This is a genomic window from Halomonas sp. 3H (assembly GCF_024206005.1).
Taxonomy (GTDB): domain Bacteria; phylum Pseudomonadota; class Gammaproteobacteria; order Pseudomonadales; family Halomonadaceae; genus Halomonas; species Halomonas campaniensis.
This window is the reverse complement of the sequence record NZ_CP100360.1, coordinates 3,128,775-3,143,411: the sequence shown is the minus strand read 5'-3', so window position 1 is coordinate 3,143,411 and position 14,637 is coordinate 3,128,775. Positions and strand designations below refer to the sequence as shown.

The 14,637-nt window shown below is 68.5% G+C and carries 14 protein-coding genes; 9 read left to right on the top strand and 5 right to left on the bottom strand.

What is annotated here, in order from left to right:
* Window positions 1–47 precede the first annotated feature (47 nt).
* Window positions 48–965, top strand: coding sequence for a LysR family transcriptional regulator (locus tag NFC98_RS14490; RefSeq protein ID WP_254275629.1), 918 nt, complete (start codon window positions 48–50; stop codon window positions 963–965).
* Here the strand turns inward: NFC98_RS14490 and ltaE are convergent.
* The 3 genes from ltaE to NFC98_RS14475 are packed head-to-tail and all read right to left on the bottom strand — an operon-like array spanning window position 955 to window position 4,426.
* A complete protein-coding gene (gene ltaE / locus NFC98_RS14485; RefSeq protein WP_254275628.1) occupies window positions 955–1,962 on the bottom strand; it encodes a low-specificity L-threonine aldolase in 1,008 nt (335 codons plus the stop codon). The two genes, NFC98_RS14490 and ltaE, sit on opposite strands and share 11 nt — an antisense overlap.
* A gap of 33 nt (window positions 1,963–1,995) precedes the next feature.
* Entirely contained in the window at window positions 1,996–2,835 is an 840-nt protein-coding gene (locus NFC98_RS14480) for a zinc-dependent peptidase (RefSeq protein ID WP_254275627.1), read from the bottom strand.
* Between the two features lie 19 nt (window positions 2,836–2,854).
* Entirely contained in the window at window positions 2,855–4,426 is a 1,572-nt protein-coding gene (locus tag NFC98_RS14475; protein WP_254275626.1) for a bifunctional GNAT family N-acetyltransferase/carbon-nitrogen hydrolase family protein, read from the bottom strand.
* Between the two features lie 128 nt (window positions 4,427–4,554).
* On the opposite strand from NFC98_RS14475, the gene NFC98_RS14470 reads away from it, so the two are divergent.
* Entirely contained in the window at window positions 4,555–5,784 is a 1,230-nt protein-coding gene (locus NFC98_RS14470; RefSeq protein WP_254275625.1) for a nucleoside recognition domain-containing protein, read from the top strand.
* Here the strand turns inward: NFC98_RS14470 and NFC98_RS14465 are convergent.
* Both NFC98_RS14465 and NFC98_RS14460 read right to left on the bottom strand, forming a co-directional pair.
* Complete coding sequence (locus tag NFC98_RS14465) at window positions 5,766–6,683, bottom strand: DMT family transporter (protein WP_254275624.1); 918 nt, start codon at window positions 6,681–6,683, stop codon at window positions 5,766–5,768. The two genes, NFC98_RS14470 and NFC98_RS14465, sit on opposite strands and share 19 nt — an antisense overlap.
* A 93-nt stretch (window positions 6,684–6,776) precedes the next feature.
* Window positions 6,777–7,445, bottom strand: coding sequence for a GntR family transcriptional regulator (locus tag NFC98_RS14460; protein WP_254275623.1), 669 nt, complete (start codon window positions 7,443–7,445; stop codon window positions 6,777–6,779).
* Between the two features lie 175 nt (window positions 7,446–7,620).
* Between NFC98_RS14460 and NFC98_RS14455 the strand changes: the two genes are divergently transcribed.
* The 7 genes from NFC98_RS14455 to NFC98_RS14425 all read left to right on the top strand — a co-directional run bounded on the left by NFC98_RS14455 (window position 7,621) and on the right by NFC98_RS14425 (window position 14,623).
* Entirely contained in the window at window positions 7,621–8,082 is a 462-nt protein-coding gene (locus NFC98_RS14455) for a heme-binding protein (protein WP_254275622.1), read from the top strand.
* A 220-nt stretch (window positions 8,083–8,302) separates the two neighbouring features.
* Window positions 8,303–9,277 (top strand): TRAP transporter substrate-binding protein, encoded by a 975-nt coding sequence (locus NFC98_RS14450; RefSeq protein WP_254275621.1) that lies wholly within the window; start codon window positions 8,303–8,305, stop codon window positions 9,275–9,277.
* Window positions 9,278–9,364: 87 nt separating this feature from the next.
* The gene (locus NFC98_RS14445; RefSeq protein ID WP_183332161.1) at window positions 9,365–9,952 is read left to right on the top strand and encodes a TRAP transporter small permease; all 588 of its coding nucleotides are present in this window, start codon (window positions 9,365–9,367) and stop codon (window positions 9,950–9,952) included.
* Window positions 9,949–11,232, top strand: a complete 1,284-nt coding sequence (locus NFC98_RS14440; RefSeq protein ID WP_254275620.1) for a TRAP transporter large permease — start codon at window positions 9,949–9,951, stop codon at window positions 11,230–11,232. Before NFC98_RS14445 ends, NFC98_RS14440 begins: the two co-directional genes overlap by 4 nt.
* A 121-nt stretch (window positions 11,233–11,353) precedes the next feature.
* Window positions 11,354–12,139 carry an enoyl-CoA hydratase/isomerase family protein gene (locus NFC98_RS14435; protein ID WP_254275619.1) on the top strand — a complete coding sequence of 262 codons (786 nt, stop codon included), beginning with the start codon at window positions 11,354–11,356 and terminating at the stop codon, window positions 12,137–12,139.
* 50 nt (window positions 12,140–12,189) lie between these two features.
* Entirely contained in the window at window positions 12,190–13,377 is a 1,188-nt protein-coding gene (locus NFC98_RS14430) for a CaiB/BaiF CoA-transferase family protein (RefSeq protein WP_254275618.1), read from the top strand.
* A gap of 40 nt (window positions 13,378–13,417) precedes the next feature.
* Window positions 13,418–14,623 carry an alanine--glyoxylate aminotransferase family protein gene (locus NFC98_RS14425; protein WP_254275617.1) on the top strand — a complete coding sequence of 402 codons (1,206 nt, stop codon included), beginning with the start codon at window positions 13,418–13,420 and terminating at the stop codon, window positions 14,621–14,623.
* Window positions 14,624–14,637: the final 14 nt, after the last annotated feature.

Below are 14,637 nucleotides of genomic sequence, written 5' to 3'. Positions count from 1 at the left end.
AATCGGGCTAGAATGCAATGTATTGTTGAGAAGAAGTGGAGAATCCGGTGGCCCAGCTCGATGACCTGGCCTTCTTCCAGCGCCTGGCCCAGGCCGGCAGCCTCACGGCCACCGCCAGGGAGCTTGGCCTGTCGCTGTCGGCGGTAAGCAAGCGGCTCAAGCAGCTCGAGGCCCGCCTGGGCGCGACCCTGGCCAGCCGTACCACCCGTCGCCTGGCCCTGACCCCGGAGGGCGAGCGCTATCTCGTGCGCGGGGCGGCGATCCTCGAGGAGCTGGTCGAGCTGGAGGAGGCGCTGGGGGCGCAGCGCGCCGAGCTCTCCGGCCCGCTCAAGATCAACGCCACCTTCGGTTTCGGGCGGCGCCACGTGGCGCCGCTGCTGTCGAGCTTCCGTGCCCGCCACCCCGGGGTGGAGAGCACGCTTGAGCTGACCAACTTCCCGCTGACCCCGGGGGAGCAGGGGGTTGATATCGGCATCCGGGTGGGGGAGCCCCCCGACTCGCGCCTGGTGGCCCGTCGCATCCTCGCCAACCGCCGGGTGTTGTGCGCCTCGCCTGGCTACGTGGCGCGCATGCCGCCGCTGGCCACGCCGGCGGACCTGGCGGCCCACCCCTGCCTGGTGCTGCGCGAGAACGACAGCGACTTCGCCCTGTGGCGACTGGAGCGCCGCGACGGGGAGGGCGGGGAGCAGGCGATCAAGGTGTCGGGGCCGCTGGCCAGCAACGATGGCGAGGTGATCGTGGGGCTGGCGCTGGACGGCCACGGCATTGCACTGCGCTCCTGGTGGGACGTCCACGAGCACCTGGCCGCCGGCCGGCTCGTCGAGCTGCTGCCTCGCTGGCGGGGGGTGCGCGCCGACTTCCATGCGGTCTACCCCCAGCGCCGCCATGTGCCGGCGCGCCTGCGCGCCTTCCTCGACCACCTGGCCGAGGGGATGGTCGGCCGGGTGCCGCCGCTCAGCGACTGAGGCGGTAGTCGGCGATCGCCTGGATCACTGTCTCGATGTCGGCATGGCTGACGTCGCGATGGGCGACGAAGCGGGTGGAGTAGAGCAGCTCGACCAGGATGCCGCGTGCCTCCAGCCAGGCCCTGAGGGGCTCCCGGTCGGCCTCCGGGAAACGGGCGAAGACCATGTTGGTCGCCCGGGAGACCACCTCGACCCCGTCGATGCCGGCCAGCCCCTCGGCGAGGCGCTCGGCCTTGCGGTGATCCTCGGCCAGCTCGGCGACGTGATGGTCCAGAGCGTGGTGGCAGGCGGCGGCCAGCACGCCGGCCTGGCGCATGCCGCCGCCGAGCACCTTGCGCCAGCGCCGCGCCTCGCCGATCAGCGCCGGCGTGCCCACCAGCACCGAGCCCACCGGGGCGCCGAGCCCCTTGGAGAAGCACAGCGAGACGCTGTCGAAGGGGGCGCAGAGCGCGGCCAGCGGGGTGCCGGTGGCCACCGCGGCGTTGAACAGCCGGGCGCCGTCCAGATGGGTGGCCAGGCCGTGCTCGCGGGCCAGGTCGGTGGCCGCCGCCACGTAGCCGGCCTCCAGCACCTTGCCGCCGATGGTGTTCTCCAGCGCCAGCAGGCGGGTGCGGGCGAAGTGGAAGTCGTCGGGCTTGATCGCCGCTCGGATGCGCTCCAGGGGCAGCGAGCCGTCGTCGTCATGCTCCACCGGCTGGGGCTGGATGCCGCCCAGCACGGCGGCGCCGCCCCCCTCGTACTTGTAGGTGTGGGCCTGCTGGCCGGCGATGTACTCGTCGCCGCGCTGGCAGTGGGCCAGCAGGGCGGCCAGGTTGCTCTGGGTGCCGCTGGGGAAGAGCAGGGCGGCGGCCTTGCCGGTGCGCTCGGCCACGGCGGCCTCGAAGCGCTTGACGCTGGGATCGTCGCCCCAGACGTCGTCGCCCACCGGGGCCTCGGCCATGGCGGCGCGCATGGCCGGGGTGGGGCGGGTGACGGTATCGCTGCGCAGGTCGATCATGGGCGCCTCCTCGTGCTAACGGTGACCGGCGGGTCAGTGGCGGTCGTGGTGGGTGGCCTCGATCTCCTCGAGGTCGCGTTCGGGCAGCCGGGCCAGCGGGTCCTGGCGGAAGTAGCGGGCCAGCAGGTCATGGAGCGCCGGATAGGCATCATGCAACAGGTCCGGGGCGGTGAAGAAGGCCTCGCAGCACACCGCGAAGCACTCCCCCGGATGGGTGGCGGCGTAGTCGTCGATGGGCGTGGGCTCGCCGCGCTCGAGATGCGCCTGGAGGTCCTCCCAGACGGCCATGAAGACCCGATGCCACTCCCGCGGGTCGATCTCCCGCGGCAGCGGCGGGAAGCCGTCCACGTCCAGGGAGTTGCCCATGTCGAGCTTGTGGGCGAACTCGTGGATCAGCACGTTGAAGCCCGAGAAGTCGCCGCTCTCCATCAGGTCGGGGAAGGCCACCACCACCGGGCCCTGGTAGGAGGTCTCGCCGGCGCGCTCGTCATCGTACTCGTGCATCACCCCGAACTCGTCCATCTCCTCCACCCGGCGCTGGAAGGCGTCGGGCAGGATCAGCACCTCGTGGACGTTGGCGAAGGCCTCGGCGTGGTCGTCGTCGCTCCAGCCCAGGGTCAGCAGACAGGCCTGGGCGGCCAGCGCCAGCTGGGCGGGCAGGTCGAAGGGGGTGGACTCGGCGAGTTCCGGGTGCAGGCTCAGCCGCTTGGCGTGGAGGAACTGCCAGGCGCGCTCCCCCAGCGCCGCCGCCTCGGCGTCATCCAGGGCGGCGAGCAGCGGCAGCCGCCCGCGGGCCTCGGCCCAGGCCGCGTCGGGGAAGGGGTGGCGGGCGGCGAAGCGCTCGGCTCGCCAGCGTTTCAGGCGCCCCAGCATCGGCTCTCCTCCGCGCTCCTCAGCCCTCTTCCAGATCCGCCCCTGACTTCCATGACCAGTCGCGCCAGCGCAGGTCGAAGAGGTCCTTGCGGCGGTCCTTGAGGTTGGTCACCGAGCCCTCGTTGCGCACCATGGTCAGCCGCGTCAGGTCCAGGTCCGAGAAGAAGATCATCTCGGTGTTGGGGGTCGTCTCGTTGAGCACGGCGTCGTGGGGGAAGGCGAAGTCCGAGGGCGAGAAGACCGACGACTGGGCGTACTGGATATCGAGGTTCTCGATGGAGGGCACGTTGCCCACGCTGCCGCACAGCACCACGTAGCACTCGTTCTCGATGGCCCGGGCCTGGGCGCAGTGGCGTACCCGCAGGTAGCCGTTCTTGGTGTCGGTCCAGAAGGGCACGAAGAGGATGTCCATGTCCTGCTCGGCCAGCAGCCGCGGCAGCTCCGGGAACTCCACGTCGTAGCAGATCAGGATGCCGACGCGGCCGGCGTCGGTATCGAAGACCTGCAGGTCGTGGCCGCCCTCGATCACCCAGTCGCGCCGCTCCTGGGGGGTGATGTGCAGCTTGGCCTGGCACTCGATCTCGCCGTCCCGGTGGCAGAGGTAGCTGACGTTGTAGAGGCGGTCGTCCTCGCCCACCTCGATCATGGAACCGGCCACGATGTTGATGTTGTAGGAGACCGCCATGCGCGACAGCTCGGCCTTGAACTGCTCGGTGAAGCTGGCCAGGAAGCGGATGGCGGCGACCTGGTCCTGCTGAGCGGCGCGGTCCTGGAGGCCCATCAGCGGGGCGTTGAACAGCTCCGGGAAGACCGCGAAGTCGCTCTTGTAGCCCGAGAGGGCATCGACGAAGTACTCCACCTGCTGCAGCACCGCCTCCACCGAGTCGAACTCGCGCATCTGCCACTGCACCGCGCCGATCCGCACCTGGGTCTTGCGGGTATCGAGCACCAGCTCGGCGGGCTCGAAGAGGAAGTTGTTCCACTCCAGCAGGGTGGCGAAGCCCTGGGACTTCTCGTCCTCGGGCAGGTAGTCGCGCAGCAGGCGCTTGACCTGGAAGTCGTTGGCCAGCTGGAAGGAGAGGATGGGGTCGTGGATCTCCTTGCGGGCCACCCGGTCGATGTACTGGGTGGGGGAGAGCTCCTCGGCGTGCCGGTGGTACTGGGGAATGCGCCCGCCGGCCAGTATCGCCCGCAGGTTCAGGGAGCGGCACAGCTCCTTGCGGGCGTCATACAGGCGCCGACCCAGGCGGTAGCCGCGGTACTCCGGGTGGATCAGCACGTCGAGGCCATACATGGCATCGCCGTCCGGGTCGTCGAGGATTACCTCGCGCTTGCCGATCAGGTCGTCGTACCGGTGGGGATTGGTGAACTCGTCATAGTCGACCCGCGCGGTCAGCGCCATGCCCACCAGCCGGCCGTCGTCCTCGATGACGATCTGGCCGTCCGGGAAGGAGGCGATCAGCGTATCGATGGTGTGCTGCGACCAGGCGCCGCCGATGTCGTGGTAGACGGCATCCATCAGCGCCTCGAGCTGGGGATAGTCCTCGGGCGTCAGGTTGCGCAGCGTCAGGTGCAGGTCGTCGAGGGACATGGTGCATCCTTGTCGGTCGGGGGCAGAGCGAAAAGTCTAGCACGATGATCGGCCGGCCCGCGGCCATGGGCAGGGGGAAGGGGATTGGGTAACCTCCGACTCTCGCCCCCGCACAGGATGCCCGTGACATGCTGAATGGAATCTGGCTGAGCTTCTTCCTCGCGGCCTTCGCCGCCGGTCTCTGGCAGTGGCTGGGCGTCGGCGATGCGGAGGTCTTCGCCCGCCTGGTCCAGGCGCTGTTCGACATGGCCCGGCTCAGCGTGGATATCGTGATCGTGCTGGCCGGCACCATGACCCTCTGGCTGGGCTTCCTGGCCATCGCCGAGCGGGCCGGCCTGATCCGGCTGATGGCTCGGCTGCTTGACCCGCTGTTCCGCCGCCTGATGCCCGAGGTGCCCAGCGGCCACCCGGCCATGGGGCTGATCAGTATGAACTTCGCAGCCAACATCCTCGGCCTGGACAACGCCGCCACGCCCATCGGCATCAAGGCGATGCACTCCCTGCAGGAGCTCAACCCCAGCAAGGAGAGCGCCAGCAATGCCCAGATCCTCTTCCTGGTGCTCAATACCTCGTCGCTGACCCTGCTGCCGGTGACCATCTTCATGTACCGCGCCCAGCAGGGGGCGGCGGAGCCCACCGCGGTGTTCCTGCCGATCCTGCTGGCGACCACCGCCTCGAGCCTGGTGGGGCTTTTCAGCGTGGCGCTGATGCAGCGGCTGAAGCTCTGGCAGCCGGTGGTGCTGGCCTACCTGGCCGGGGCGGCGGTGGCCCTGGGGCTGCTGCTGACCACCCTGGCGGGCATGTCGGCCCAGGCGCTGGCCGCCACCTCGACCCTGGTGGGCAACCTGGTGCTGTTCGGCATCGTGGTCGGCTTCCTGCTCGTCGGCGCGCTGCGCCGGGTCAACGTCTACGACGCCTTCATCGAGGGGGCGAAGGAGGGCGTGCGCTTTTCGGTGACCCTGCTGCCCTACCTGATCGCCATGCTGGTGGCCGTGGGGGTGCTGCGGGCCAGCGGCGTGCTGGATGCGGGCCTGGAGGGGATCCGCTGGCTGGCCGCCGGCCTGGGCTGGGACACCCGCTTCGTCGAGGCGCTGCCCACGGCCTTCATCAAGCCGCTTTCCGGCAGCGGCGCCCGGGCGATGATGATCGAGACCATGGACACCTTCGGCGTCGACAGCTTCCCGGGCCTGCTGGCGGCCACCATGCAGGGCAGCACCGAGACCACCTTCTACGTGCTGGCGGTCTACTTCGGCGCGGTGGGCATCCGGCGGATCCGCCACGGGCTGGGCTGCGCCCTGCTGGCGGACCTGGCGGGGATCGTCACGGCGATCGGCGTCTGCTACTGGTTCTTCGGCTGATCGACGGCCCCGGGAGCCGGCTGCACCAGCGGCCGGGTCAGCGTCTGGGCCATGATCACCCCGGTCAGCACCAGGGCGCCGCCGAGGAAGTGGAAGAGGGCGATCCGCTCGCCCAGCAGGGCCATGGCGATCAGCGCGCTGAACAGCGGCATCAGGTTGATGAAGATGCTCGCCTGGCTGGCGCCGATCTGGCGGATCGCCCGCATCCACAGGAAGGTGGTGATGATCGAGGCGGGGATGCCGGCATAGAGGATCAGGCCGATGTTGCTTGAATCCACCGGGGTCATGGGGCCCATCAGGTACGGCGGCAGCAGGAAGAGCACGGCGAAGATCACCTGGGCGTAGAGCAGGATCCAGGGGGGCAGGTCCATGGGCCAGCGCTTGAGCATCACCCCGTAGAGCGCGTAGCAGGTGGCCGCCACCACCATCAGCAGGTCGCCCGTGGCCACGGAGAGCTCCAGCAGCGACAGCGGGTTGCCGCGCCCCAGCAGCACCAGTACCCCCAGCAGCGCCACGACGCCCCCCAGGGTGCCGCCCAGGCTGGGCGGCTCGCGCAGGATCAGCGCGCTGAGCAGCACGGTGAGCAGCGGCACCATGGCGGCCAGGATGCCCATGTTGGTGGCCGAGGTGGTCTCGGCGGCCACGTAGGCCAGCCCCTGCCACAGGCCCATGCCCAGCAGGCCCAGCACGGCGAGCTTCGGCCATTCGCGGCGGATCGTGGCGCGATGCTTCCAGGCCGCCGGGGCCAGGAAGGGGGTGAGCACCACCAGCGCCAGCACCCAGCGCAGGAAGGCGATGCTGCTTGGCGCGATGGCGCCCACGGTGAGCTGGTTGATGGTCATGTTGCCCGACCAGATCAGCACGGCGCCGAGCGGGGGCAGGAAGTAGAGCAGCGGCATGGTGTCCTCGTGACCGGCACAGTAACCCCGCCAGGGCGGGAGGGGCACAGGGTAAGCCATGTTGACCGGTCGAGCGATCTCGCTGGTGTTCGATCAGGCGCGCTGGCGGTCGTCGATGACCTCGTCCATGGCGGCGACCTCCAGCTTGTTGCAGAGGTGCTCGCGCAGGATCTGCCCGAGCCAGCGGCCGTCTCGCCGCTCCAGGGCCTCGATCATCGCCTCGTGGTCTTCCACCGCCCGCCGCCAGAAGTCGTCGGTCATCTGCTTGGAGTAGCGCACCCGCTTCACCCGCTGGCTGAGGTTGCTGTACATCTCCTGCAGCGCCTCGTTCTGCGAGGCGGCGAGGATGCCCTCGTGGATCTGCCGGTTGACCCGGAAGTACTCCGCCAGCTCCCGGTTGCGGTAGTGGTCGAGCATCCTGCCGTGCAGCTCGCGGATCTCGGCGATCCCCTCGTCGCTGATCTGCTGGCAGGCCAGCTCCCCCGCCAGCCCCTCCAGGGCCCCCATCAGGTCGTAGGTGTCCTTGACCATCTTGAGGGTCAGCTGCCTCACCCGAGCCCCGCGGTTGGGCAGCAGTTCCACCACCCCCTCCGAGGCGAGGACCTTGAGGGCCTCGCGCAGTGGGGTGCGGGAGACACCGAAGCGCTCGCACAGCTCCCGTTCGGGAATGCGGTCGCCGGATGCCAGCTCGCCCTGCTCGATGAGGTCGAGGACGCGGTCGGCGACCTCCCGGTAGAGGTTTCGGTGCTGAATCTTGCTCATGCTCGCTTCCTTGTGCGTGATGCCGGCCGGCGCTGTCGTCGCCGCCCGTCCGGTTGACCCCGCTGCCGGGTGACTTCTGCCCGGGCCGCCTTCTCCATGGTGGCGAGGGCAGCGAGAGTGTGCAAAGTTATTATGAATTCAAAATTCCAGCGGGTACAGCAGAGGGGGAAAGCGGATGGCAGGCAAGGTCTATCACAGTCGGGTACTGCTGGGGCGCCACCAGGCGCGAGAGATCCTCGACGGCGCCTTCGCGCTGGCGCGGAGGCAGGCGATGCCGCCGCTCACGGTGGTGGTGCTGGACGGCGGTGGCCACCCGGTGGCCGTCGAGCGGGAAGATGGCTGCGCCCCGCTGCGTTTTCCGGTGGCCAGCGGCAAGGCCTATGCGGCCCTGGGCAACGGCGCAGCCAGCGGGGTCATCGGCGAGCGCAACAGCGAGCGACCGGCCTTCCTGGCCAGCGTGGCGGCGGCCTCGGGCGGGCGCTCCGTGCCGGTGGCCGGCGGCGTGCTGATCCTGGACGACGACCAGTGCGTGATCGGCGCGGTGGGCGTCAGCGGTGCCTCCTCGGCCGAGGACGAGCGGGCGGCCATCGCCGGTATCGAGGCAGCCGGCCTGGTCTGGGGCCTGGAGCCCGAGTGAGCCTGCCGGCCGGGGCGGGGCGTTGCGTCGAAACGCTCGCCTTGACACCTCTTCTCGGTCGGGGCTAGCTTGAGTGGCAGACGCATTTCGCATAAAGAATTCAATTTGTGCGGCGTCTATTCGGCTTCACTGATCGCCACAATGACAACAAGTGACAACAGAAGCGGAACCCGGGCGGCAGCCCCGCTCGAGCCAGGACTACAACAAGAGGAAAAGCGCCATGCACCTGCTACGTCTCACGGCGGTGGCCGCCGCCGTCGCCCTCGTGTCGGCCCCGCTCCAGGCCCGCGAGATCACCTTCGGCCACGTCGGTGGCCCCGACTCGCTGTTCACCGACTCCGCCAACCATTTCGCCGAACTGGCCAACGAGCGCCTTCCCGACCCCTATGAGGTGGTGACGTTCGGTTCCAGCCAGCTGGGCAATGATTCCGAGCTGCTGCAGAAGCTGCGTCTCGGCACGGTCGACTTCGCCCTGCCCTCCACCATCATGTCATCCGTCGCCGACGAGTTCGGCCTCTTCGAGCTGCCCTACCTGATCCAGGACCGTGAGCACATGAAGCGGGTAGAGGAGGAGATCGTCTGGCCGACCCTGGCACCCCTGGCCGAGCAGAACGGCTACCGCATCATCGCCGTGTGGGAGAACGGCTTCCGCCATATCACCAACAACGTGCGTCCGATCAATACGCCCGAGGACCTGAGCGGCGTGAAGCTGCGTACCCCGCGCGGCGCCTGGCGCGTGAGGATGTTCGAGGAGTACGGCGCCGAGCCCTCGCCCATGGCGCTTTCCGAGGTGTTCATGGCCCTGCAGACGGGCGTCATGGATGGCCAGGAGAACCCCCTGGCGCAGATCGCCGGGCAGCGCTTCCAGGAGGTGCAGGACTACCTGTCGCTGACCGGCCACGTCTACACGCCGGCCTACCTCACCGCCGGCCGCCGCTTCAACAACCTCCCCGAGGAGATCCAGGAGATCCTCATCGAGGTCGCCCAGGAGACCCAGGACTTCGTCTACGAGCACGCCGCCCAGCTCGACCAGGACCTCCTCGATGTGATCCGCGAGGCGGGCACCGAGATCAACGAGGTCGACACCTCGGTGTTCATCGAGGCGTCCGGCCCGATCTACGAGGCCTTCGCCGAGGAAGTCCCCGGCTCGCAGGAGCTGATCGACAGGGTACTGGAGCTCGGCAACGGCTCCTGACCTCTCCGCTCGAGGTATCTGTCCCCATTCCCCACGCCGCCATGGCGGCGTGGGGCTCCTGCCCCTTTCCTGTTCGAGTCGAGAGTCATGGGTACTGTGAATCAGATTTCCCGCATCCTGGAGCGCCTGCTCGAGATCATCACGGTGGTGCTGATGGTCACGCTGACGCTGGTGGTGCTCTATGCGGTGGTGACCCGCTATGCCTGGCGCACCCCCTCCTGGTATGACGAGGTGGCCGCCATCATGCTGGTCTGGCTGACCTACTACGCCGGCGCCCTGGCGGCGCTCAAGCGTGGCCATATCGGCGTCGATGGCGTCGTGGCCGCCCTTCCGGTGCACATCCGCATGCCGATCACCTACCTCACCGAGGCGCTGTTCATCGGCTTCTTCCTGGTGCTGGGCTGGGCCGGCCTGGTGGTCCTCGATGTCATGCAGGGCATGGCGCTCATCACCCTGCGCTGGGTGCCGCTCACCTTCACCCAGTCGGTCATTCCCATCGGCGCGGCGCTGTTCATCATCGCCCAGCTGCTCAGCATGCCTGCTCACCTGGCCAAAGTACGTTCCGGCCTGACCCAGGAGGAGGAGGAGATCCGCCACGCCATCGCCGAGGCCGAGCGCGACAACGCCCGGGCCGGCTTTACCGCCGATGCACTGACGAAGAGGGATCAGCCATGACACTTCCCTTCATGATCATCGGCCTGCTGGGGCTGATCCTGATGGGGCTGCCCATCGCGGTGGCGCTGGCCATCGTGGCCACGGTGGCCATCGTGGTCCACCAGGGTGTGGACATGCTGCCCAATATCGGGCTGACCATGTTCGAGGGGGCCAGCAGCTTCCCGCTGCTGGCCATCCCGATGTTTGTGCTGGCCGGCGCCATCATGAACACCGGTGGCATCTCCAAGCGACTGATCGCCTTCGCCTCGGCGCTGTTCGGCTTCATCCGGGGCGGGCTGGCAATGATCAATATCGGCGTCTCGCTGTTCTTCGCCGAGATCTCCGGCTCCGCCGTGGCCGACGTGGCCGCCACCGGCTCGGTGCTGATCCCGGCCATGAAGAAGCGCGGCTATCCGGCGCCCTTCGCCGCGGCCGTCACCTCCTCGTCGGCGTCCCTGGCGATCATCATTCCGCCCTCCATCCCGATGATCCTCTACGGGGTGATGTCGGGGGCCTCCATCGTCCAGCTGTTCGTGGCCGGCATCGTGCCTGGGCTGCTCGGGGCCGCGGGTCTTGCGGCACTGAGCTACTACTATGCCCGCAAGTACGACTGGCCGGTGGAGGAGGTCTTCCAGTTCAAGCGCGTCAAGCAGACCGCCAGGGAAGCCGGCTGGGCCCTGACCCTGCCAATCATCATCCTCGGCTCCATCTTCGGCGGCTTCGTCACCGCCACCGAAGGCGCGGGCCTGGCGGTGGCGGCGGCCATCTTCATCAGCGCCGTCATCTACCGCGAGCTGGACATGCGCACCCTCTACAAGGCGATCATCGACGGGGGACAGCAGACCGCCGTGGTGATGCTGCTGGTGGCGGCCTCGGCCCTGATCGGGGTGTTCCTGACCGAGATGCGCCTGCCCCAGCAGCTGGCCCAGGCGGTGCTCGGCATGACGGACAACAAGTACGCCATCCTGATGATGCTGAACATCTTCTTCCTGCTGATCGGGCTCTTCCTGCACTCCGCGGCGGCGATCATCCTGGTGGTGCCCATCGTCATGCCGCTGGTCGGGGCGGCCGGCATCGATCCGGTCCACTTCGGCCTGGTGGTCTGCCTCAACCTGGCGATCGGCCAGCAGACGCCGCCGGTGGCCAGCGTGCTGATCACGGCCTGTTCGATCGCCAAGTCGGATGTCTGGTCGGTGACCCGCTCCAACCTCGGCTTCATCGGGGTGCTGCTCTTCGTGCTGCTGCTGGTCACCTACATCCCCGCGATCCCGATGGCCCTGGTGGAGCTCTTCTACCGCTAGCGCCTTGGCCCGGCGGGCGCGCGTCCGCCGGGTTCATCACCGAGGGAAGCAATATGATAGCCAGAACAAATGAATTCATTATTCATCGTCGGGTGCCCGGTCACCAGAAGGGAGAGGCGTGATGACGGCGAACACCCTGCTGCATGAGGTGCGCGACGGCGTGGCCTGGCTCGGCTTCAACCGCCCCGAGAGCCGCAACGCCATGACCTGGGAGATGTACGACGCGCTCTCCGCCCACTGCGACCGCCTCCAGGCGGATGATTCCATCCACGCAGTGGTGCTCCACGGGGTCGGCGGCGAGGCCTTCGTCGCCGGCACCGACATCGGCCAGTTCGAGCAGTTCGGCGAGCCCGAGGACGCCCTCGGCTACGAGCGGCGCATCGATGCGGTGGTCGGCAAGCTGGAGGCGCTGGACAAGCCCACCATCGCCCTGCTGGAGGGGGCCTGCGTGGGCGGCGGCGCGGCGCTGGCCCTGGCCTGCGACTTCCGCTACGCCACGCCGAGCCTGAAGTTCGGCGTGCCGATCGCCCGCACCCTGGGCAACACCCTCTCGATCACCAACGTCTCGCGGCTGATCGACATGCTGGGCGTGGCCCGCACCAAGGAGGCGCTGATGCTGGGCACCCTGTTCGGTGCCGAGCAGGCGAGCGCGGCCGGGCTGGTCAACGCCGTCTTCCCGCCCGAGCGCATCCATGACGAGGTGGCGGTGGTGGCCGACCAGCTGGGGCGGCGGGCGCCGCTGACCCTCAAGGCCAGCAAGGCGCTGGTGGGCCGCGTGCTGGCGCATCGCCGCCTCGAGCGGGAGGCCAGCGACGACTGGATCACCGCCTGCTACATGAGCGACGACTTCAAGGCGGCAGTGAACAAGTTCCTGCACAAGACACCCTTCGAGTGGACCGGCCGCTGACCCCCTGGCGTCACGGTCGCCACGCGAACCACACAAGCGAGGTGAAGCCGATGCTTCCCCTGGAAAGACTCAAGGTCCTGGACGTCTCGCAGATCATGGCCGGCCCCTACTGCACCATGGTGCTGGGGGACATGGGGGCCGAGGTGATCAAGGTCGAGAAGATCAACGGTGGCGATGACAGCCGCCAGATGGGACCCTACGTCAACGACGAATCGACCTGCTTCTCGCAGATCAACCGCAACAAGAAGAGCATCTCGCTCAACCTCAAGGACGAGCGGGCCCGGGAAATCTTCTACCGGCTGGCGCGGGAGGCGGACGTGATCGTCGAGAACTATCGTCCCGGCGTGACCACATCGCTCAAGATCGACTACGACAGCATCAGGGCGATCAACCCCGGGATCATCTACTGCTCGATCTCCGGCTACGGCCAGACCGGCCCCTACAGCCACCGTGGCGGCTTCGACCTGGTCGCCCAGGGCATGACCGGCCTGATGTCGATGACCGGCGAGAAGGGGCGCCGGCCGCTCAAGACCGGGGTGGCCGTCTACGACATCGGCGGCGGCATCACCGCGGTCTACTCGATCCTGGCCGCCTATATCCATCGGATGGCCACCGGCGAGGGGCAGCACATCGACATCGCCATCACCGAGTGTGGCCTGCCCTGGTTCACCTGGGAGGCCGCCGCCTACTTCTCCGAGGGCAAGGTGCCCGAGCCCACCGGCTGGCGCCATCGTGTCTCGGCGCCCTACCAGGCGGTCAAGGCCCGCGACGGCTACCTGATGCTGGGCTGCGCCAACCAGCGCACCTGGGAGCGCTTCTGCGGCGACGTGCTGGAGCGCCCCGAGCTGATGGAGGAGCCGCGCTTCCTCACCAACTTCGATCGCGGCCAGCATGTGGAGGAGCTCGAGGCGCTGCTGGAGACGATCATGGCCGACCGTGACGTCGACGACTGGCTGGCGCGCTGCGACCGGGCCGGGGTCCCGGCCGGGCCGATCAACGACTTCGCCCAGGCCATGAGTGATGAGCACTACCTGGCCCGGGGCATGGTGCAGGAGATGGAACACCCGGTGATCGGCCGCATGAAGACCATCGGCTTCCCGAGCAAGTTCTCGGCCACGCCCTCGCAGATCCGCTCCCCGGCCCCGCTGTTCGGCCAGCACACCGACGAGGTGCTCGGCGACCTGGGGCTGCCCCCCGACGAACTCGCCACTTTGCGCGACGCCGGCTGCATCAAGTAACCCGGCGCCCCCGATTTCACGAACAAGAAGGATCGCTCCCATGCTGAAGCTCGATTTCCATCCGTCCGGCCGCCACTTCCTGCAGATCCCTGGCCCGTCGCCGGTGCCGGATCGCATCCTGCGGGCGATGAGCCTGCCGACCATCGACCACCGCGGCCCGGAGTTCGGCGCCCTGGGCCTCGACCTGCTCGCCAAGATCCAGCGGGTCTTCAAGACCGAGAACCCGGTGATGATCTACCCGGCCTCCGGGACCGGGGCCTGGGAGGCCGCGCTGGCCAACACCCTCTCGCCGGGCGACCGGGTGCTGATGTTCGAGACCGGCCACTTCGCCACCCTGTGGCACAAGATGGCGCGGCGGCTGGGGGTCGAGCCCGAGTTTCTCGGCCTGCCCGGCTACGAAGGCTGGCGCCACGGCGTCCAGGCCGACATGATCGAGGCGCGCCTGCGCGAGGACAGCGCCCAGGAGATCAAGGCGGTCTGCGTGGTGCACAACGAGACCTCCACCGGGGTGACCAGCAACATCGCCGCGGTGCGCCGCGCCATCGATGCCGCCGGCCACCCGGCACTGCTGCTGGTCGACACCATCTCGGGCCTGGCCAGTGCCGACTATCGCCACGACGAGTGGGGCGTCGACGTCACCATCTCCGGCTCCCAGAAGGGCCTCATGCTGCCCCCGGGGATCAGCTTCAACGCCATTTCCGACAAGGCCATCGAGGCGAGCCGCCACAACCGCATGCCCAAGAGCTTCTGGGCCTGGGACGAGATTCTCGAGGCCAACCGCAACGGCTACTGGCCCTACACACCCAGCACCAACCTGCTCTACGGCCTCAACGAGGCGCTGGACATGCTGCTCGATGAGGGGCTGGACCACGTCTTCGCCCGCCATCAGCGCTGGGCCGCCGGCGTGCGCACGGCCGTGCAGGCCTGGGGCCTGGAGATCCAGTGCCAGGATCCGGAAGTCTACTCGCCGGTGCTCACCGGGGTGGTGATGCCGGAGGGGGTCGACGCGGATGCGGTGCGCAAGATCATCTACGAGCGCTTCGACCTGTCGCTGGGCATGGGGCTCGGCAAGGCCAAGGGGAAGATGTTCCGCATCGGCCACCTGGGCGACTGCAACGACCTGACCCTGATCGCCACCCTGGGCGGCTGCGAGGCGGGCATGAAGCTCGCCGGGGTGCCCCTGGCGGGCAGCGGCGTGACGGCGGCGCTGGACTACTTTGCCCAGCACCCCCTCGACGGCAAGTGAACCCACCGCACATT